The organism is Allobosea sp. P4_H5 (assembly GCF_056400825.1).
Window position 1 is genome coordinate 95,022 of sequence record NZ_JBFUKM010000017.1, and the last position, 14,331, is coordinate 109,352.

Annotated in this window: 19 protein-coding genes; 14 read left to right on the forward strand and 5 right to left on the reverse strand. The window is 66.9% G+C overall.

Translation table 11 applies throughout. The features are described 5' to 3' along the window. Positions 1 to 75 precede the first annotated feature (75 nt). A complete protein-coding gene (locus AC1DS0_RS27810; RefSeq protein ID WP_476817451.1) occupies positions 76 to 861 on the forward strand; it encodes a transporter substrate-binding domain-containing protein in 786 nt (261 codons plus the stop codon). A gap of 223 nt (positions 862 to 1,084) precedes the next feature. Then, on the forward strand, positions 1,085 to 1,795 hold the full coding sequence (locus AC1DS0_RS27815) for a carbonic anhydrase (RefSeq protein WP_476817452.1): 711 nt from the start codon (positions 1,085 to 1,087) through the stop codon (positions 1,793 to 1,795). A 31-nt stretch (positions 1,796 to 1,826) separates the two neighbouring features. On the opposite strand, the gene hisA is transcribed toward AC1DS0_RS27815, so the two are convergent. The 4 genes from hisA to hisB are packed head-to-tail and all read right to left on the reverse strand — an operon-like array spanning position 1,827 to position 4,290. After that, complete coding sequence (gene hisA / locus AC1DS0_RS27820) at positions 1,827 to 2,564, reverse strand: 1-(5-phosphoribosyl)-5-[(5-phosphoribosylamino)methylideneamino]imidazole-4-carboxamide isomerase (protein WP_476817453.1); 738 nt, start codon at positions 2,562 to 2,564, stop codon at positions 1,827 to 1,829. Then, on the reverse strand, positions 2,552 to 3,208 hold the full coding sequence (gene hisH / locus AC1DS0_RS27825; protein ID WP_476817454.1) for an imidazole glycerol phosphate synthase subunit HisH: 657 nt from the start codon (positions 3,206 to 3,208) through the stop codon (positions 2,552 to 2,554). The genes hisA and hisH overlap by 13 nt, the downstream gene beginning before the upstream one ends. Then, entirely contained in the window at positions 3,205 to 3,690 is a 486-nt protein-coding gene (locus AC1DS0_RS27830; RefSeq protein WP_476817455.1) for a DUF2628 domain-containing protein, read from the reverse strand. The genes hisH and AC1DS0_RS27830 overlap by 4 nt, the downstream gene beginning before the upstream one ends. A 12-nt stretch (positions 3,691 to 3,702) precedes the next feature. Next, a complete protein-coding gene (gene hisB / locus AC1DS0_RS27835; RefSeq protein WP_476817456.1) occupies positions 3,703 to 4,290 on the reverse strand; it encodes an imidazoleglycerol-phosphate dehydratase HisB in 588 nt (195 codons plus the stop codon). A 183-nt stretch (positions 4,291 to 4,473) separates the two neighbouring features. On the opposite strand from hisB, the gene AC1DS0_RS27840 reads away from it, so the two are divergent. Next, a complete protein-coding gene (locus AC1DS0_RS27840) occupies positions 4,474 to 5,244 on the forward strand; it encodes an isocitrate lyase/PEP mutase family protein (protein ID WP_476817457.1) in 771 nt (256 codons plus the stop codon). Here AC1DS0_RS27840 and AC1DS0_RS27845 read toward each other — a convergent pair. Further along, complete coding sequence (locus AC1DS0_RS27845) at positions 5,158 to 5,685, reverse strand: hypothetical protein (RefSeq protein ID WP_476817458.1); 528 nt, start codon at positions 5,683 to 5,685, stop codon at positions 5,158 to 5,160. The two genes, AC1DS0_RS27840 and AC1DS0_RS27845, sit on opposite strands and share 87 nt — an antisense overlap. 42 nt (positions 5,686 to 5,727) lie before the next feature. Between AC1DS0_RS27845 and hslV the strand changes: the two genes are divergently transcribed. The 11 genes from hslV to AC1DS0_RS27900 all read left to right on the forward strand — a co-directional run bounded on the left by hslV (position 5,728) and on the right by AC1DS0_RS27900 (position 14,269). Next, positions 5,728 to 6,297, forward strand: a complete 570-nt coding sequence (hslV, locus tag AC1DS0_RS27850; RefSeq protein WP_476817459.1) for an ATP-dependent protease subunit HslV — start codon at positions 5,728 to 5,730, stop codon at positions 6,295 to 6,297. Then, on the forward strand, positions 6,294 to 6,794 hold the full coding sequence (locus AC1DS0_RS27855; protein WP_476817460.1) for a GNAT family N-acetyltransferase: 501 nt from the start codon (positions 6,294 to 6,296) through the stop codon (positions 6,792 to 6,794). The genes hslV and AC1DS0_RS27855 overlap by 4 nt, the downstream gene beginning before the upstream one ends. Continuing rightward, positions 6,794 to 8,101: an ATP-dependent protease ATPase subunit HslU gene (gene hslU / locus AC1DS0_RS27860; RefSeq protein ID WP_476817461.1), complete on the forward strand. Its 1,308-nt coding sequence runs from the start codon at positions 6,794 to 6,796 to the stop codon at positions 8,099 to 8,101. The genes AC1DS0_RS27855 and hslU overlap by 1 nt, the downstream gene beginning before the upstream one ends. A gap of 66 nt (positions 8,102 to 8,167) precedes the next feature. Further along, positions 8,168 to 8,422: a ribbon-helix-helix domain-containing protein gene (locus tag AC1DS0_RS27865; protein ID WP_476817462.1), complete on the forward strand. Its 255-nt coding sequence runs from the start codon at positions 8,168 to 8,170 to the stop codon at positions 8,420 to 8,422. Positions 8,423 to 8,428: 6 nt separating this feature from the next. Continuing rightward, the gene (locus tag AC1DS0_RS27870) at positions 8,429 to 8,743 is read left to right on the forward strand and encodes a type II toxin-antitoxin system RelE/ParE family toxin (RefSeq protein ID WP_476817463.1); all 315 of its coding nucleotides are present in this window, start codon (positions 8,429 to 8,431) and stop codon (positions 8,741 to 8,743) included. Between the two features lie 16 nt (positions 8,744 to 8,759). Continuing rightward, positions 8,760 to 10,358, forward strand: a complete 1,599-nt coding sequence (gene murJ / locus AC1DS0_RS27875) for a murein biosynthesis integral membrane protein MurJ (RefSeq protein WP_476817464.1) — start codon at positions 8,760 to 8,762, stop codon at positions 10,356 to 10,358. A gap of 165 nt (positions 10,359 to 10,523) precedes the next feature. Beyond that, complete coding sequence (gene trpS, locus AC1DS0_RS27880; RefSeq protein WP_476817465.1) at positions 10,524 to 11,585, forward strand: tryptophan--tRNA ligase; 1,062 nt, start codon at positions 10,524 to 10,526, stop codon at positions 11,583 to 11,585. 252 nt (positions 11,586 to 11,837) lie between these two features. Further along, complete coding sequence (locus AC1DS0_RS27885; RefSeq protein ID WP_476817466.1) at positions 11,838 to 12,332, forward strand: universal stress protein; 495 nt, start codon at positions 11,838 to 11,840, stop codon at positions 12,330 to 12,332. 93 nt (positions 12,333 to 12,425) lie between these two features. Next, a complete protein-coding gene (locus tag AC1DS0_RS27890; protein ID WP_346358203.1) occupies positions 12,426 to 12,992 on the forward strand; it encodes a NifU family protein in 567 nt (188 codons plus the stop codon). Between the two features lie 89 nt (positions 12,993 to 13,081). Further along, entirely contained in the window at positions 13,082 to 13,765 is a 684-nt protein-coding gene (gene tsaB, locus AC1DS0_RS27895) for a tRNA (adenosine(37)-N6)-threonylcarbamoyltransferase complex dimerization subunit type 1 TsaB (protein ID WP_476817467.1), read from the forward strand. 6 nt (positions 13,766 to 13,771) lie between these two features. Beyond that, positions 13,772 to 14,269 carry a GNAT family N-acetyltransferase gene (locus AC1DS0_RS27900; RefSeq protein WP_476817468.1) on the forward strand — a complete coding sequence of 166 codons (498 nt, stop codon included), beginning with the start codon at positions 13,772 to 13,774 and terminating at the stop codon, positions 14,267 to 14,269. Positions 14,270 to 14,331 lie beyond the last annotated feature (62 nt).

The following is a 14,331-nucleotide window of genomic DNA, read 5'->3' on the forward strand; positions in this document are numbered from 1 at the left end:
TGCATGGCAGTTGAAGCTGCTCCCGCACGCTGCTCTCCTTGCGGCAACGACAAGAGAGGGGACGGGGGCTTTTTCATGCTGTCGACGATCATCCGCGGGGCGCTTGCCGCTGCATGCGCAGGCTTCATCTCGATCGGCGCCGTTCAGGCGCAGGCACCGGCCAGCGCGCTCGATGCGATCCAGAGCGCCGGCGCGCTCCGCATCTGCACCACCGGCGACTACAAGCCGTTCACCAATGCCACCGGCGACAGCTTCGAGGGCATCGATATCGAGATGGCGAAGTCGCTCGCCAAGGCGATCGGCGTCGAGCCGAAATTCGTGCGGACGAAATGGGCCGAGCTGATGGCCGATTTCACCGGCGGCAAATGCGATATCGCCATGGGCGGCATCGGCGTGACGCTGGAGCGGCAGAAGCGCGTCTTCTATTCGGATCCCGCACTGCGGACCGGCAAGATCCCGCTGGCGCGCTGCGCCGACAAGGAGAAGTTCCGAACCGTCGCCGATATCGACAAGCCGGGCGTGACCGCGATCGCCAACCCCGGCGGCACCAATGAGCGCTTCGCCAAGGCCAATTTCAAGCAGGCCAAGGTGACGCTGCACCAGGACAATGTCGGCATCTTCGACGAGATCCTCGCGGGGCGTGCCGACGTGTTCGTCACCGAGGCGATCGAGGCGACCGTACAGCAGAAGCTGAAGCCCGGCCTCTGCGCCATCAATCCCGACAAGCCGCTGACCTTCATCGAGATCGGCTATCTGCTGCCGCGCGGCGACGTGATCTTCAAGGCCTTCGTCGACCAGTGGCTGCACATCGCCAAGGCGACCGGCGAGTACCAGCGCTATTACGAGCAGTATCTGCGCTGAGGGCCGGTGAGCGCGGGTAGAACCATCTTTCCCAGCAGCGAAAGGCTGCGAATCGCGGCGTTCACTCATCGTTTACGTTCATCGCAGCCGGATGGATCGCTACAGGATTTGTACTGTCCGCTGACGTTTGGGAAGCCTAGCATCGGCAGCGCTGACAAAGCATGCACCGCGCGCTGATTCCAGCTGCGCCGGGGCGCATCTTGCTCATGTGAGGATTGCGACGATGTGCGATCATTGTGTCTCGGCCGCGGGCAAAACCGGGTTTTCGCGCCGTGGGTTGTTTGCCGCCGGCGCTGGCCTCGCGCTGGCCGGCGTCCTTTCAACGCCCTTGCGGGCGCAATCGGCCGCGGTCAGCGGCGATGAGGCGCTCAAGCGGCTGGTGGAGGGCAATGCCCGCTATGTCGCGGGCAATCTGAACGAGCGTGATTTCTCGGTCGGGCGGGCAGCGCGAGCCGCCTCACAGGCACCCTTCGCCTCGATCCTGAGCTGCGCCGATTCGCGCGTCGCACCTGAGCTCGCTTTCGATCGTGGACCGGGCGAACTCTTCGTCACCCGTGTCGCTGGCAATTTCGTCAACGCCGACGTGCTGGCGAGTCTCGAATACGGCGCGCAGGTGCTGGGCTCGCAACTCATCCTCGTGCTCGGCCATACGAGTTGCGGCGCGATCTCGGCGACCATCGACGTCGTCAAGAACAAAACCCGGCTGCCGGGGCAGCTGCCCTCGCTGATCAACGCGATCAGGCCGGCCGTGCTCGCGGCGCAGAAGGAGGGCGCCGCCGACCTGCTGAAGTCAGCGACCATCGCCAATGTCAGGCTCAACGTCGCCAAGCTGAAGAAGGCCGCGCCAATCCTGTCGGAGCGCCTCGCGCAGAAGCAGCTCACCGTGGTCGGCGGCATCTACGATCTGGCGACCGGCAAGGTCGAACTCGTCTAGCAGCTCCGAGCCGCGCTGGCAGACGGCCTTCTCAGGCCACCGCGAGCCGCGCCAGCGCCGCGGCCGGGTCAATGCGGCCGTCATAGAGGGCGCGGCCGGTGATCGCGCCCTCGAGGATCGCGGCATCGGGCGCGCAGAGGCGTTCGATATCGGCCATGGAGGCAAGCCCGCCGGAGGCGATCACCGGAATCGTCAGCGCATGGGCGAGCGCGATCGTGCCGTCCCAGTTGATGCCCTGCAGCATGCCGTCGCGAGCGATGTCGGTGTAAACGATCGCGGCGACGCCGGCATCCTCGAAGCGGCGCCCGAGATCGTCGGCGGCCAAAGCCGAGGTCTCGGCCCAACCTTCCACCGCGACGAAGCCGTCACGCGCGTCGATACCGACCGCGACCTTGCCCGGAAAAGCCCTGGCCGCTTCACGGACGAAGCCGGGATCGCGCACCGCCGCCGTGCCGATGATGACGCGGGCGATGCCTTTACCGAGCCAGCCTTCGACCGTCTTCATGTCGCGGATGCCGCCGCCGAGCTGCACGGGAAAGCGGACACGCTGCAGGATCGCCTCGACCGCGGCCGCGTTCATCGGCTTGCCGGCAAAGGCGCCGTCGAGATCGACGACATGCAGCCACTGGAAGCCCTGCCCCTCGAAGGTCGCGGCCTGGGCGGCGGGATCGTCGTTGAAGATCGTCGCCTGGTCCATGTCGCCCTGCTTCAGGCGGACGCAGCGGCCTTCCTTGAGATCGATGGCGGGGAAAAGGATCACGGCGTCCACCTCAGGAAATTGCCGATCAGCTTGAGGCCGAGCTTCTGGCTCTTCTCGGGGTGGAACTGCGTGCCGGCGATGTTGTCCCTCGCCACGATCGCGGTGACCGGGCCGCCATAATCGGTCAGCGCCAGCACCTCCTGCGGCTTTGCGGCCGTCAGCGCATAGGAGTGGACGAAATAGGCGTGCCAGCCGGAGGGGCCGGTCTCGATTCCGGCGAGGAGCGGGTGCTCGTCCTGCGGGTGCAGCGTGTTCCAGCCCATATGCGGGATCTTCAGGGCATCGTCGCTCGGGCGGATCAGCGCGACGTCGCCGGCGATCCAGTTAAGACCCTCGGTGGTGACGTATTCGAGACCACGGCTCGCCATCAATTGCATGCCGACGCAGATGCCGAGGAAGGGCCGGCCTTTGCCACGGACGGTCTCTTCCAGCGCCTCGACCATGCCGGAGACGGCGTCGAGCCCGCGCCGGCAGTCGGCGAAGGCACCGACGCCGGGGAGCACGATGCGGTCGGCAGCGCGGACCTCGGCGGGATCGCTGGTGACGCGGATAGTCGCGGCAATGCCGGCCTCATTGGCGGCGCGCTCGAAGGCCTTGGCGGCCGAATGCAGATTGCCCGAGCCGTAATCGACGATGGTGACGGTCTGGCTCATCGTCCGTTCGCCTCGGGGAAGAGACCGATCACCGGCGCGGAACTCGGCGCGAAACGCACGGGAGCCGGCGCCGTTTCGACAATGCGAGGCGACGAGCCAGCCGGCAGGGCCCGCTCGAAGAAGCGGCGCTCGGCGCTGGAGAGGTCGGGCGCCTCGACTACGTCGACGAGCCGCCAGCCTTTCCGCAGCAGCTTGCGCGCGATCAGGTTCTGCCCCTCGAAGCCGAGGAAGACCGCAAGCGCGGTGTGCGACAGCATCACCGCGAGAAAGGAGAAGCCGATCTGGCGCTGCAGGTAGACCAGCCCGCCCCAGACCAGCGCATAGAGGATGAAGGCGAGCCAGAGCCGTTTGAACAGTAGCCAGAGACCGCCGAAGACCAGCGCCGAAAAGGTGAAGCTTTCGGGCAGGAGTCGAGCCTGCTCGACCTCTTCGCGCAGCCCGCCAGCGCCCGGCGGCGGGATCAGAGCCTGATAGAACGCCATGGCAGCGATCCCTTACAAAGCGCCCTTGGTCGAGGGCACGCGGCCGCCCTCGCGCGGATCGACTTCGAGCGCCTGGCGCAGCGCCCGCGCCAGCCCCTTGAAGCAGCTCTCGGCGATATGGTGGGCATTGTCGCCATAGAGCGTCTCGACATGCAGGGTCAGCCCGGCATTGATGGCGAAGGCCTGGAAGAACTCGCGCACCAGCTCAGTGTCGAAGCTGCCGATCTTTTGCGCCCTGAACTCCGTTCGGAAGACCAGGAAAGGCCGGCCGGAGACGTCGACCGCGACGCGGGTCAGCGTCTCGTCCATCGGCAGGTGGACATCGGCATAGCGGCGGATGCCCTTCTTGTCGCCGAGCGCCTGTTTCAGGGCCTCGCCGAGCGCGATGCCGGCATCCTCGACCGAGTGGTGGTCGTCGATATGGGTGTCGCCCTTCACCTTGACCGTGGTGTCGATCAGCGAATGGCGGGCGAAGAGATCGAGCATATGGTCGAAAAAGCCGACGCCAGTCGAAATCTCTGCCTTGCCCGTGCCGTCGAGCACGAGCTTGACCGCGATGTCGGTCTCGTTGGTGCGGCGCTTCACTTCGCCCGAACGCATGCTGACCTCTGTGCCCTCGCAAAACCGTGCCCGCTTTAGCAGGCGACCGGCCGGAAGGCCATGGCGTCGAGCGGAGACTGGGTTCGACTGCCTGCCGCGTCGCCGCAGCGCTGGGCGCATCTGCTGACAGAAGGCGACCGCCGGGTCCGCTACGAGCGGCGCGCCAAGGCAAGGAGAGGTTCGATGACACAGGCTGACAAAGCAGGCCAACTCGCCGCACTTCATGTCAAAGGCCGACCGCTCGTCCTTTACAATATCTGGGACGCCGGCAGCGCCCGCTCGGCCGCCAAGGCCGGCAGCAAGGCGATCGCCACCGGGAGCTGGTCTATGGCTGCGACCCATGGCTTCGACGACGGCGAGGCAATCCCGCTCGACTTCATCGAGACGATCGTCGGCCGCATCGCCTCCGCCGTCGCGCTGCCGCTGACCGTCGATTTCGAAGGTGGCTACGCGAAAGACCCGGACGGCGTTGCGAAAAATGCCGCACGCATCATTGCTGCCGGCGCGGTCGGCCTGAACTTCGAGGACCAGATCGTCGGGACTGGTGCGCTCTACGCCATCGCCGACCAGGTGCAGCGGATCAAGGCGATCCGAAGCGCGGCCGACAATCTCGGCATCCCCGTGTTCATCAACGCCAGGACGGATCTTTTCCTGCTGGAAGCCGACAAGACGCAGCACCCCGGCCTCGTCGATGCGGCGATCGAGCGAGCGCAGGCCTATCAGCAGGCCGGCTGCAGCGGCTTCTTCATTCCCGGACTGCTCGACGAGGGCGGCATCGCGGCGATCTGCGATGCGTTGACGCTTCCGGTGAACGTGATGGTGATGGGTGGCGCGCCCGATCGCGAGACCCTGATCCGGCTCGGCGTGTCACGGATCAGCTACGGCCCCGGCCCCTATCTGGCGGCTCAGGCCCGTTTCGTCGAGCAATGTGCCGCCAGTCTGGCTGGCGCCTGACTGCGGCGGCCCAAAGCGCGCCAGGAACGTCCGCGCCCGCGGCAGGGCATCCTGCAGGAACTGGCCGGGCTCGCGCAGCCAGAGGCCGTCATAGGTCTTCGATTTCGCTTCGCTGATCAGCACGTCCTGCGGTAGGGGCACGAGCGTCCCGTCCCAGCCCGGCCACCAGAGCCGGCCCTTGGCCCAGTGATGCGCAACCAGGGCCTCTTCGCAGCGATAGCCGTGAAAATCGAAGGCGGTCTCACCATTGGTGACGAAGACGTGGTTGCCGGTAAAGCCCTCGGCCGGCCTGATCCAGACGGCGTGGAAACCGTGCTCCGGATAGGCTTCCAGGAAGGCGTAGGCGAGGATGTGGCAGGCACCGCAGGCGAAGAAGATCCGCTCGGACAGATTCCAGCGTTTGACCGGGTCGCTCTTGATACCGGGCTTCAGCCTGAACATGTTGGCGGTTCCTGTTGACCGTTTGCCCGAGACCGAATCGCAATGTCAGAGACTAGCAATGCCCCCGTCATGCACGCGACCACCATCCTGATGGTGCGCAAGGGCGGCCGTGTCGTGATCGGCGGCGACGGCCAGGTCTCGCTCGGCCCGACGATCATGAAGGGCAATGCCAAGAAGGTGCGCCGCCTCGCCAAGGGCGCGGTGATCGCCGGTTTTGCCGGCGCGACCGCCGACGCCTTCACCCTGTTCGAGCGTCTCGAAGCCAAGCTGGAGCAGTTCCCGACGCAATTGCTGCGCGCCTGCGTCGAGCTCGCCAAGGACTGGCGCACCGACCGCTATCTGCGCCGGCTCGAAGCGATGCTGCTCGTCGCGGACAAGGAGGTCTCGCTGCTGATCTCCGGCACCGGCGACGTGCTCGAGCCGGAAGCTTCCGAGCATGGCTCGGTGATGGCGATCGGGTCGGGCGGCAATTATGCGCTCGCTGCGGCCAGAGCCCTGGTCGATGGCGAGGCCGATGCCGAGACGATCGTGCGCAAGGCGATGAAGATCGCGGGCGACATCTGCGTCTACACCAATCACAGCCTCGTCATCGAGAGCCTGGAGACCCCATGAATTTCGTCGCCGACGGCTACGCCTTCGCCCCCGCGACAACAGATGATTTCCCGATGCTGGCGCGCTGGCTCGAACAGGACCATGTCCGGCGCTGGTGGGGTGATCCTGACGAAGAGCTCGCCGAGATCGCGCGCATCTTCGGCGATCCCAGCATGGAGGCGCTGATCGTCAGCCATGACGGGCGGCCTTTCGCCCATCAGCAGAGCTGGGATCCCGCGCTCTGGCCCGACTATCCGCTGCAGGATCAGCCAGCCGGCACGCTTGGGATCGACCAGTTCATCGGCGAGGCCGATATGCTCGGCCAGGGCCATGGCACCCGCTTCATCGGCGCCTTCACCCGGCATCTGCTGGCGCAAGGCGCGCCGCGGGTGGTGATCGACCCCGACCCGGAGAATCTCGCCGCGATCCGCGCCTATGAGAAGGCCGGCTTCACGGCCCTAGACATCCGCGAGACCGGCGAGGGTCCCGCGCTGATCATGATCCAGGAACCTGTTTGATGACGTCGTTTTCCCCCCGCGAGATCGTCTCCGAGCTCGACCGCTTCATCGTCGGCCAGAAGGACGCCAAGCGCGCCGTCGCGATCGCCCTGCGCAATCGCTGGCGCCGGCAGCAGCTGGAAGGGCCGCTGCGCGAGGAGGTCGCGCCCAAGAACATCCTGATGATCGGGCCGACCGGCTGCGGCAAGACCGAGATCGCCCGCCGCCTCGCCAAGCTGGCGAATGCGCCTTTCCTCAAGGTCGAGGCGACCAAGTTCACCGAGGTCGGCTATGTCGGCCGCGACGTCGAATCGATCGTGCGCGACCTGGTCGAGGTCGCGATCGGGCTGGTCCGCGAGAGCCGGCGCAAGGATGTCGAAGCCAAGGCGCATGTCGCGGCCGAAGAGCGCGTGCTCGATGCCCTCGTCGGACCGACGGCGAGCGCGACGACGCGCGACAGCTTCCGCCGCAAGCTGCGCAACAACGAGCTCGACGACAAGGAGATCGAGGTCGAAATCGCCTCGGCCGGCTCCGGCGCGCCGATGTTCGAGGTGCCCGGCATGCCCGGCGCCTCGATCGGCGCGATCAACCTCTCCGACATGCTCGGCAAGGCCTTCGGGCAGCGCGGCAAGCCCAAGCGCGTGCTGGTCAAGGAGGCCTACGCGCCGCTGCTCGCCGAGGAGAGCGACAAGCTGATCGATCAGGACGCGATCGTCCAGGCGGCGATCCGCGAGGTCGAGAACAACGGCATCGTTTTCCTCGACGAGATCGACAAGATCTGCGCCCGCGAAGGCCGCGGCGGCGCCGATGTCTCGCGCGAAGGCGTGCAGCGCGACCTGCTGCCGCTGATCGAGGGCACCACGGTCGCGACCAAGCACGGGCCGGTGAAGAGCGACCACATCCTGTTCATCGCGTCGGGTGCCTTCCACGTCTCGAAGCCATCAGACCTCCTGCCGGAGCTGCAGGGCCGCCTGCCGATCCGGGTCGAGCTCTCATCGCTCGACGTCGAGGACTTCAAGCGCATCCTGACCGAGACCGAGGCCAGCCTGATCAAACAGTCAGTGGCGATGCTGGCGACCGAACAGGTGACGATCGACTTCACGCCGGACGCGGTCGCGGCGATCGCCCGCATCGCGGTCGAGGTCAATTCGACGGTCGAGAACATCGGCGCGCGCCGGCTGCAGACCGTGATCGAGCGCATTCTCGACGAGATCTCGTTCACCGCGACAGATCGCGGCGGGGAGAGCATCACCATCGATGCCGCCTATGTCGAAGCGCGCATCGGCGACCTCGCGCGGAACGCCGATCTGAGCCGGTTCATCTTGTAAGACACAAAGCGGCGCGGATGGCTTTTGTCTTCATCCTTGTTCATATTGAAGACAAGGAGCGAGCCAATGCCGCGCACCACCACCATGACTGTCCGGCTCAGCGGTCCCTTGAGCGACTTCGTCGCCGAGAACGTCGGGCCTGACGGCGACTATGAGAATGTCAGCGAATATGTCCGCGACCTGATCCGCCGCGACAAGGAACAGGCGGAGCGCGTAGCCTTCGATCGGCTGAAGGCTGAGTTGCAACGCGCCTTCGCTGCCCCTGATTCCGCCTATCGGCCGCTCACTGCGGCCGAAGTGATCGCGCGCAACGAAGCCTGACGGCCCATGGCCGCGATCCGCATTCAGGAAGCGGCCTCGCACCGCCTCGACGAGATCTATCGCTACACGCGCGAGCGCTGGGGCCAGGACCAAGCACAGCGTTATATCGAGGGACTGTTCGAGACTTTCGGCCGCATCGAGACGCATGCGGTGATGTCGCGTCCGGTTCCGGCTGAGTTCGGCGTCGACGGCTTCATGGTGCGCCATGAGCGCCATGTCATCTATTGGCGCCGGCTGGCGAATGGCGACATCGGTATCGTTACGATCCTGCATCAGCGCATGCACCAGATCGACCGCCTTCGTGAGGACCTCGGGCTGTGACCGGGGAAAGGCGATCGTGAGTGATACATCGCCACAGCGAACCTCCCGCCTCGCCCGCGATTCCCTCGTCGTCGGCGCCGCGACGATCCTGTCGCGCCTGCTCGGCTTTGCCCGTGACGTTCTGATCGCGCGCCTGCTCGGCGCCGGTCCCGTGGCGGATGCCTTCCTGGCGGCGCTGAGGCTACCTAACCTGGTCCGGCGGGTGCTCGGCGAAGGGGGGCTGAATGCCCCCTTCGTGCCGCTCTATCTCGCGATCAAGGCCGAGCGCGGCGAGGACGACGCCAAGCGCTTTGCCGGCGCGGCTGCGAGTCAGCTCGGCCTGCTGCTGCTCGGCTTCGTCGTCCTGGCTGAGCTGTTCGCGCCCTGGGTCGTGCTCGGACTGGCCGGCGGCTTCGCCGATGAACCGCAGACGCTGGCGCTCGCCGCCTACTACACGCGGCTGATGCTGCCCTTCGTGCTGCTGACCACGCTCGCCGCATTGCTCGCGGCACTCCTCAATGCCGAGGGTCGCTTCACCGTGGCGGCGCTGGCGCCGTCCCTGATGAACGCGATCCTGCTCTGCGCTCTGCTGTTCGCGCTGTTCCGTGGCGGCGACAGCCATGCCAGCGCGACGCTGCTCGCCGCCTGCCTCAGCCTGACGGGCCTTGCCCATCTCCTGATGATTCTGTGGCGGCTGCACGGCATCGGCCGGCCACGACTCAGCCTGCGTTGGTCGCCGGACATGATACGGCTGGTCAGGACAGGCGGGGCGACCTTGCTCGCCGCCTCGGCAGCACAGCTCGTGCTGCTGATTTCGACCCAGATCGCCTCGACCGCACCCGGCTCGGTCTCGGCACTGTATTATGCCGACCGCGTCTTTCAGCTGCCGCTCTCCTTCTTCGGCGTCGCGATGGGGACGGTCGTGCTCTCGGCCATGGCCGGCGAACGCTCGCAGGCGGATCACGACGCCCTGCTCGGCCGCGCGCTGGCGCTCGGCCTGGCGCTGGCGATTCCGGCCGCGACGGCCCTGTTCGTCCTGGCCGAGCCGATCGTCTCGGTGCTGTTCGAGAACGGACAGTTCAACGCCGCCGACCGCGAGCGCACCGCCGCCGCGCTCGCAGCCTTCGCCTGCGGCCTGCCCTTCGCGCTCGCCGCCAAGGTGTTCGGACAGGTCTATTTCGTGCGCCGGCAGCCATGCCTGCCGCTGATCGCCGGCTTTGCCGCTGTCGCCGTGGCCGCGATCGCAGGCTACGCCCTGCTCGGCTGGCGTGATGCGGCGATGATCGGGGCGCTGGCGGCGAGCCTCGCCTTCATCGTCCAGGCGGGGCTGCTCGGCATCGATCTGCTGCGGAACAGGCTGTGGCGGCCGCGCTGGGCCGATGCCAGGACGATCCTCGCCATCGTCATAGCCGCCCTGCTGATGATGGCTGCACTCGAGGCCATGCTCAGGCCGCTCCTCTCCGCGCTGAGCCCGGGCCAGCCGGCGCTGTGGCGCGCCGGCGCGCTGGCAGTGCTGTGCTGCACGGGTGCTGCGGTCTACGCCGTTGCCGGCTTCCTGCTCGGCGCCTTCGACGCTGTCGTGCCACCGCGGCTCTTGCGCCTTCGCGGCGCATCCGTCAGAACGCCGCGTTCCTGAGCGGATCGACCCCGACTCAAGAGCCCGTTCCGATCGGCTTGCAGCCGCAAGCTGATCGGTAAAGCGGTCTCTTCCCAGAAGTGAGAGACGGATTCACCGATCAGGTTGTTCCAACCTGATCGGATCCGGCTCTAAGATTTCTTCGCCCTGACGACGGAGCGCCCCATGGCCGCTTTCTCTCCCCGCGTCTTCTCCGGCATGCAGCCGACTTCGACGCTCCATCTCGGCAATTATCTCGGCGCGCTGGTGAACTGGGTCGCGATGCAGAAGACGCATGACTGCATCTATTGCGTCGTCGACATGCACGCGATCACGCAAGGGCTCGACGTCTGGGGAGGACCGACCGAGCTGACCCGCGCCACGCGCGAGGTCGCGGCCGCCTATATCGCCGCCGGCGTCGACCCCAAGCAGAGCATCATCTTCAACCAGAGCCAGGTCTCCGGCCATGCCGAACTCGCCTGGGTGTTCAATACGATCGCGCGCCTCGGCTGGCTCAACCGCATGACGCAGTTCAAGGAGAAGGCCGGCAAGGATCGCGAGAACGCCTCGGTCGGGCTCTACGACTATCCCGTGCTGATGGCGGCCGACATCCTGCTCTACAAGGCGACGCATGTCCCGGTCGGCGAGGACCAGAAGCAGCATCTCGAGCTGACCCGCGACATCGCCCAGAAGTTCAACAACGACTTCGCCGGGCGCATCGCCGAGCTCGGCCTCGGCACCGGCGAGCTCGGCTATTTCCCGCAGCCCGAGCCGATGATTCAGGGCCCGGCGCCGCGGGTGATGAGTCTGCGCGACGGCACCAAGAAGATGTCGAAGTCGGACCCGTCGGATTATTCGCGCATCAACCTGACCGACGATGCCGACATGATCGCGCAGAAGATCCGCAAGGCGAAGACCGATCCGGAGGCGCTGCCTTCCGAGGAGAAGGGGCTGGAAGGCCGGCCGGAGGCCGAGAACCTGGTCGGGATCTATGCCGGTCTCTCCGGTGAGACCAGGGCGCAGGTGCTCGGGCAGTTCGGCGGCAGCCAGTTCTCCGGCTTCAAGGCGGCACTGGTCGAGCTCGCGGTCGGCAAGCTCGCGCCGATCGCCGGCGAAATGCGGCGCCTCCTGGCCGATCCCGGCCATATCGACGCCATCCTGAGCGACGGCGCCGACCGCGCCGCCGCGATCGCCGCGCCGATCATGCTCGACGTCAAGGACATCACCGGCTTCGTGCGCCGGCGCTGATCCGGCGGGCTTCGCTAGTGTCGTGATTTCGAAGTTCGCTCTCGGTCGATATCAGGTGCGGAGCGAACTTCGAAATCGAAGAACGACACTAGAAATCAAAGAGTTGCTAGTGTCCCTGATGATTCTGAAATTCGCTCCGCACTTGATGTCGGGTGGTGGCGAATTTCAGAATCGGGACACTAGACAGGCTTGCGCTGACCTTGCGACGCCTGTCACCATGACATGTCCTGAAATCGGCGGCAGGCGATAGCAATGGTCAAGAGACGGCGGTCCTATGAGACGGGCCATCGCCCGAAATTCCTCGCTGTCGTCGACGACAGCCCGGAATGTTCGAAGGCGGTGCGCTTTGCGGCGCGGCGCTGCGCGCGCCTGGGCGCATCGATCGTATTGCTCGGCGTGGTCACCCCGCCGCCGGACGAGACCTGGCTCGGCGTCGGCGACATGGTCCAGGCCGATGCCGAGGCCGAGGCGCAGGAGCTTATCGACGCAGCCGCCGCGGCCGTGCGCTCGCTGGCCGGACTCGAGCCGGAGAAGGTCGTGCGCACCGGCGTCAAGGCCGACGAGATGGTCAAGCTGATCGATGCCGACGAGGACATCTCGCTGCTGGTGCTCGCTGCGGGCACTGGTCGGGATGGGCCGGGTCCATTGGTCGCCGCGCTCGCCGGCAAGGGCGCCGGCAGCTTCCCGATCCCGGTCGCGATCGTGCCCGGACACCTCGCCGACGAGGAAATCGACGCGCTGGCCTGATCAGCGCTCGCTGCTGCTGGAATGATTCCAGCGTCCGGCCTATATCGGGACCAGGAACGGCGGCCTTGACCCGCCGGCGCCGGAGACAAAGCCATGTTCATCCAGACCGAAGCCACGCCCAACCCCGCCACCCTGAAGTTCCTGCCCGGCCGCAGCGTCTCGCCGCAGGGGCCGATCGAATTGCGTGACCCCGCCTTGGCCGAGCGCTCGCCGCTCGCGACACGCCTGTTCGGCGTCAAGGGCGTCTCAGCCGTGTTCTTCGGCTCGGACTTCATCACCGTGACCAAGGCCGAGGGCGAGTGGCCGCATCTCAAGCCCGCCATCCTCGGCGCGATCATGGAACATTACATGTCGGGCGCGCCGCTGATGAGCGACAGCGCCCCGGTCGATGAACTCGCCGAAAGCGAGGACGAGTTCTTCGCCGAGGAAGACGCCGCGACCGTCGACACGATCAAGGAGCTGCTGGAGACCCGCATCCGCCCGGCCGTCGCCGGCGACGGCGGCGACATCACCTTCCGCGGCTACAAGGACGGTACCGTCTACCTCGTGATGAAGGGCTCCTGCTCGGGCTGCCCGTCCTCGACGGCGACGCTGAAGCACGGCATCCAGAACCTGCTGCGGCATTTCCTGCCGCAGGTGCGCGAGGTCGAGGCGGTTTGACCCCGATCGCTAATGTTTGATTGGTCTCATTCCCCGGTCGCCTCGGTCGGGGAAATGATCAAAGTGTTCCGAAGGCCGGGAAACAGCTCGTGCGCATCCTCGCGATAGATACCGCGCTCGGCGCCTGCTCGGCCTGCGTGCTCGACGGCGGCGACCCCGCCCCGCTCGCGATCGAACAGACCGCGATGGAGCGCGGCCATGCCGAGGCGCTGATGCCTATGATCGAGCGCGTGATGGCCAAGGTCGAGGGCGGCTTCCCCTCACTCGACCGCGTCGCCGTCACCATCGGCCCCGGCAGCTATACCGGCCTGCGCGTCGGCATCAGCGCGGCCCGGGCGATCGCGTTTGCCGCCGGCATTCCGGCCATCGGGATCTCGACGCTGGCCGCCAGCGCCGCACCTTTCATCGGCCGCGAGGGCGGGCGCGTCGTCGCTGCCGCGGTCGACGCCAAGCACGGCCAGGTCTGGTTCCAGGCGATGAATGCGCAGGGCAAGCAGCTGGTCTCGGTCCGCCAGGTCAACCATCGCGACGCTGCCCGCGCCATCGGCGCCGGCCCGGTCTCGCTGGTCGGTTCGGCCGCGCTCGCCGTCGCCAACGAGGCCTGGGCGATCGGCCTCGACGCGCTCGTCGTCGACGACGCCAAGGCGCCGGACGTGACCTGGGTGGCGCGCCTCGGCATGATCGCCGACCCCGAGAGTGCCCCGCCGCGACCGCTCTACCTCAAGGCGCCGGAAACGACACCGCAGGATCGCGCCCGGCTGCCGCGGCGCTAGTTGGCAGTGGACTGGTTCCGAACCCTGTTCAGGCAGCGGCCGAGGGCAGGCCGCACCGGCCCGCTCGACGTCCGCCATGCCCGCCAGGTCGCGGCCCTGCATCATCAGGGCGGCTTTGCGCGACTGTGGGAGCCCGGCGAATGCGCAGCCTTGCTCGCCGACCGGGCGGTCGTGGCCGAGGGCGTGTTCATCGGCAGCGCCAGCGAGCCCTGCGGTTTCGTGATGTCGCGGCTGGCCGCCGACGAGGCGGAGATCCTCAGCATCGTCGTCGCCGGCGGGAAGCGCCGGTCCGGCCTCGGGCAGACGCTGCTGTCAGCTCATCTCGCGCAATTGGCGGCGCGCGGCACGGCACGGCTCTTCCTCGAGGTCGAGGAGGGCAACGCGCCGGCAATCGGGCTTTACCGGCGACTCGGATTCGAGGCCGTCGGGCGGCGCGAGGGATACTACCCGAAGCCGGACGGCAGCCGCGCCGCCGCGCTGGTGATGCGGCGCGATCTCGCCTGAGCTCTGCTTCGGCTGGCATAGACGGCCGTAGGAGGGCCGATTATAGCCGGGCTCGCAGAAGC

Coding starts and splice junctions, on each gene's coding strand:
- AC1DS0_RS27810 (WP_476817451.1), top strand. CDS start 76: ATGCTGTCGACGATCATCCGCGGGGCGCTTGCCGCTGCATGCGCAGGC.
- AC1DS0_RS27815 (WP_476817452.1), top strand. CDS start 1,085: ATGTGCGATCATTGTGTCTCGGCCGCGGGCAAAACCGGGTTTTCGCGC.
- hisH (WP_476817454.1), bottom strand. CDS start 3,208: ATGAGCCAGACCGTCACCATCGTCGATTACGGCTCGGGCAATCTGCAT.
- AC1DS0_RS27830 (WP_476817455.1), bottom strand. CDS start 3,690: ATGGCGTTCTATCAGGCTCTGATCCCGCCGCCGGGCGCTGGCGGGCTG.
- hisB (WP_476817456.1), bottom strand. CDS start 4,290: ATGCGTTCGGGCGAAGTGAAGCGCCGCACCAACGAGACCGACATCGCG.
- AC1DS0_RS27840 (WP_476817457.1), top strand. CDS start 4,474: ATGACACAGGCTGACAAAGCAGGCCAACTCGCCGCACTTCATGTCAAA.
- AC1DS0_RS27845 (WP_476817458.1), bottom strand. CDS start 5,685: ATGTTCAGGCTGAAGCCCGGTATCAAGAGCGACCCGGTCAAACGCTGG.
- hslV (WP_476817459.1), top strand. CDS start 5,728: ATGTCAGAGACTAGCAATGCCCCCGTCATGCACGCGACCACCATCCTG.
- AC1DS0_RS27855 (WP_476817460.1), top strand. CDS start 6,294: ATGAATTTCGTCGCCGACGGCTACGCCTTCGCCCCCGCGACAACAGAT.
- hslU (WP_476817461.1), top strand. CDS start 6,794: ATGACGTCGTTTTCCCCCCGCGAGATCGTCTCCGAGCTCGACCGCTTC.
- AC1DS0_RS27865 (WP_476817462.1), top strand. CDS start 8,168: ATGCCGCGCACCACCACCATGACTGTCCGGCTCAGCGGTCCCTTGAGC.
- AC1DS0_RS27870 (WP_476817463.1), top strand. CDS start 8,429: ATGGCCGCGATCCGCATTCAGGAAGCGGCCTCGCACCGCCTCGACGAG.
- trpS (WP_476817465.1), top strand. CDS start 10,524: ATGGCCGCTTTCTCTCCCCGCGTCTTCTCCGGCATGCAGCCGACTTCG.
- AC1DS0_RS27885 (WP_476817466.1), top strand. CDS start 11,838: ATGGTCAAGAGACGGCGGTCCTATGAGACGGGCCATCGCCCGAAATTC.
- AC1DS0_RS27890 (WP_346358203.1), top strand. CDS start 12,426: ATGTTCATCCAGACCGAAGCCACGCCCAACCCCGCCACCCTGAAGTTC.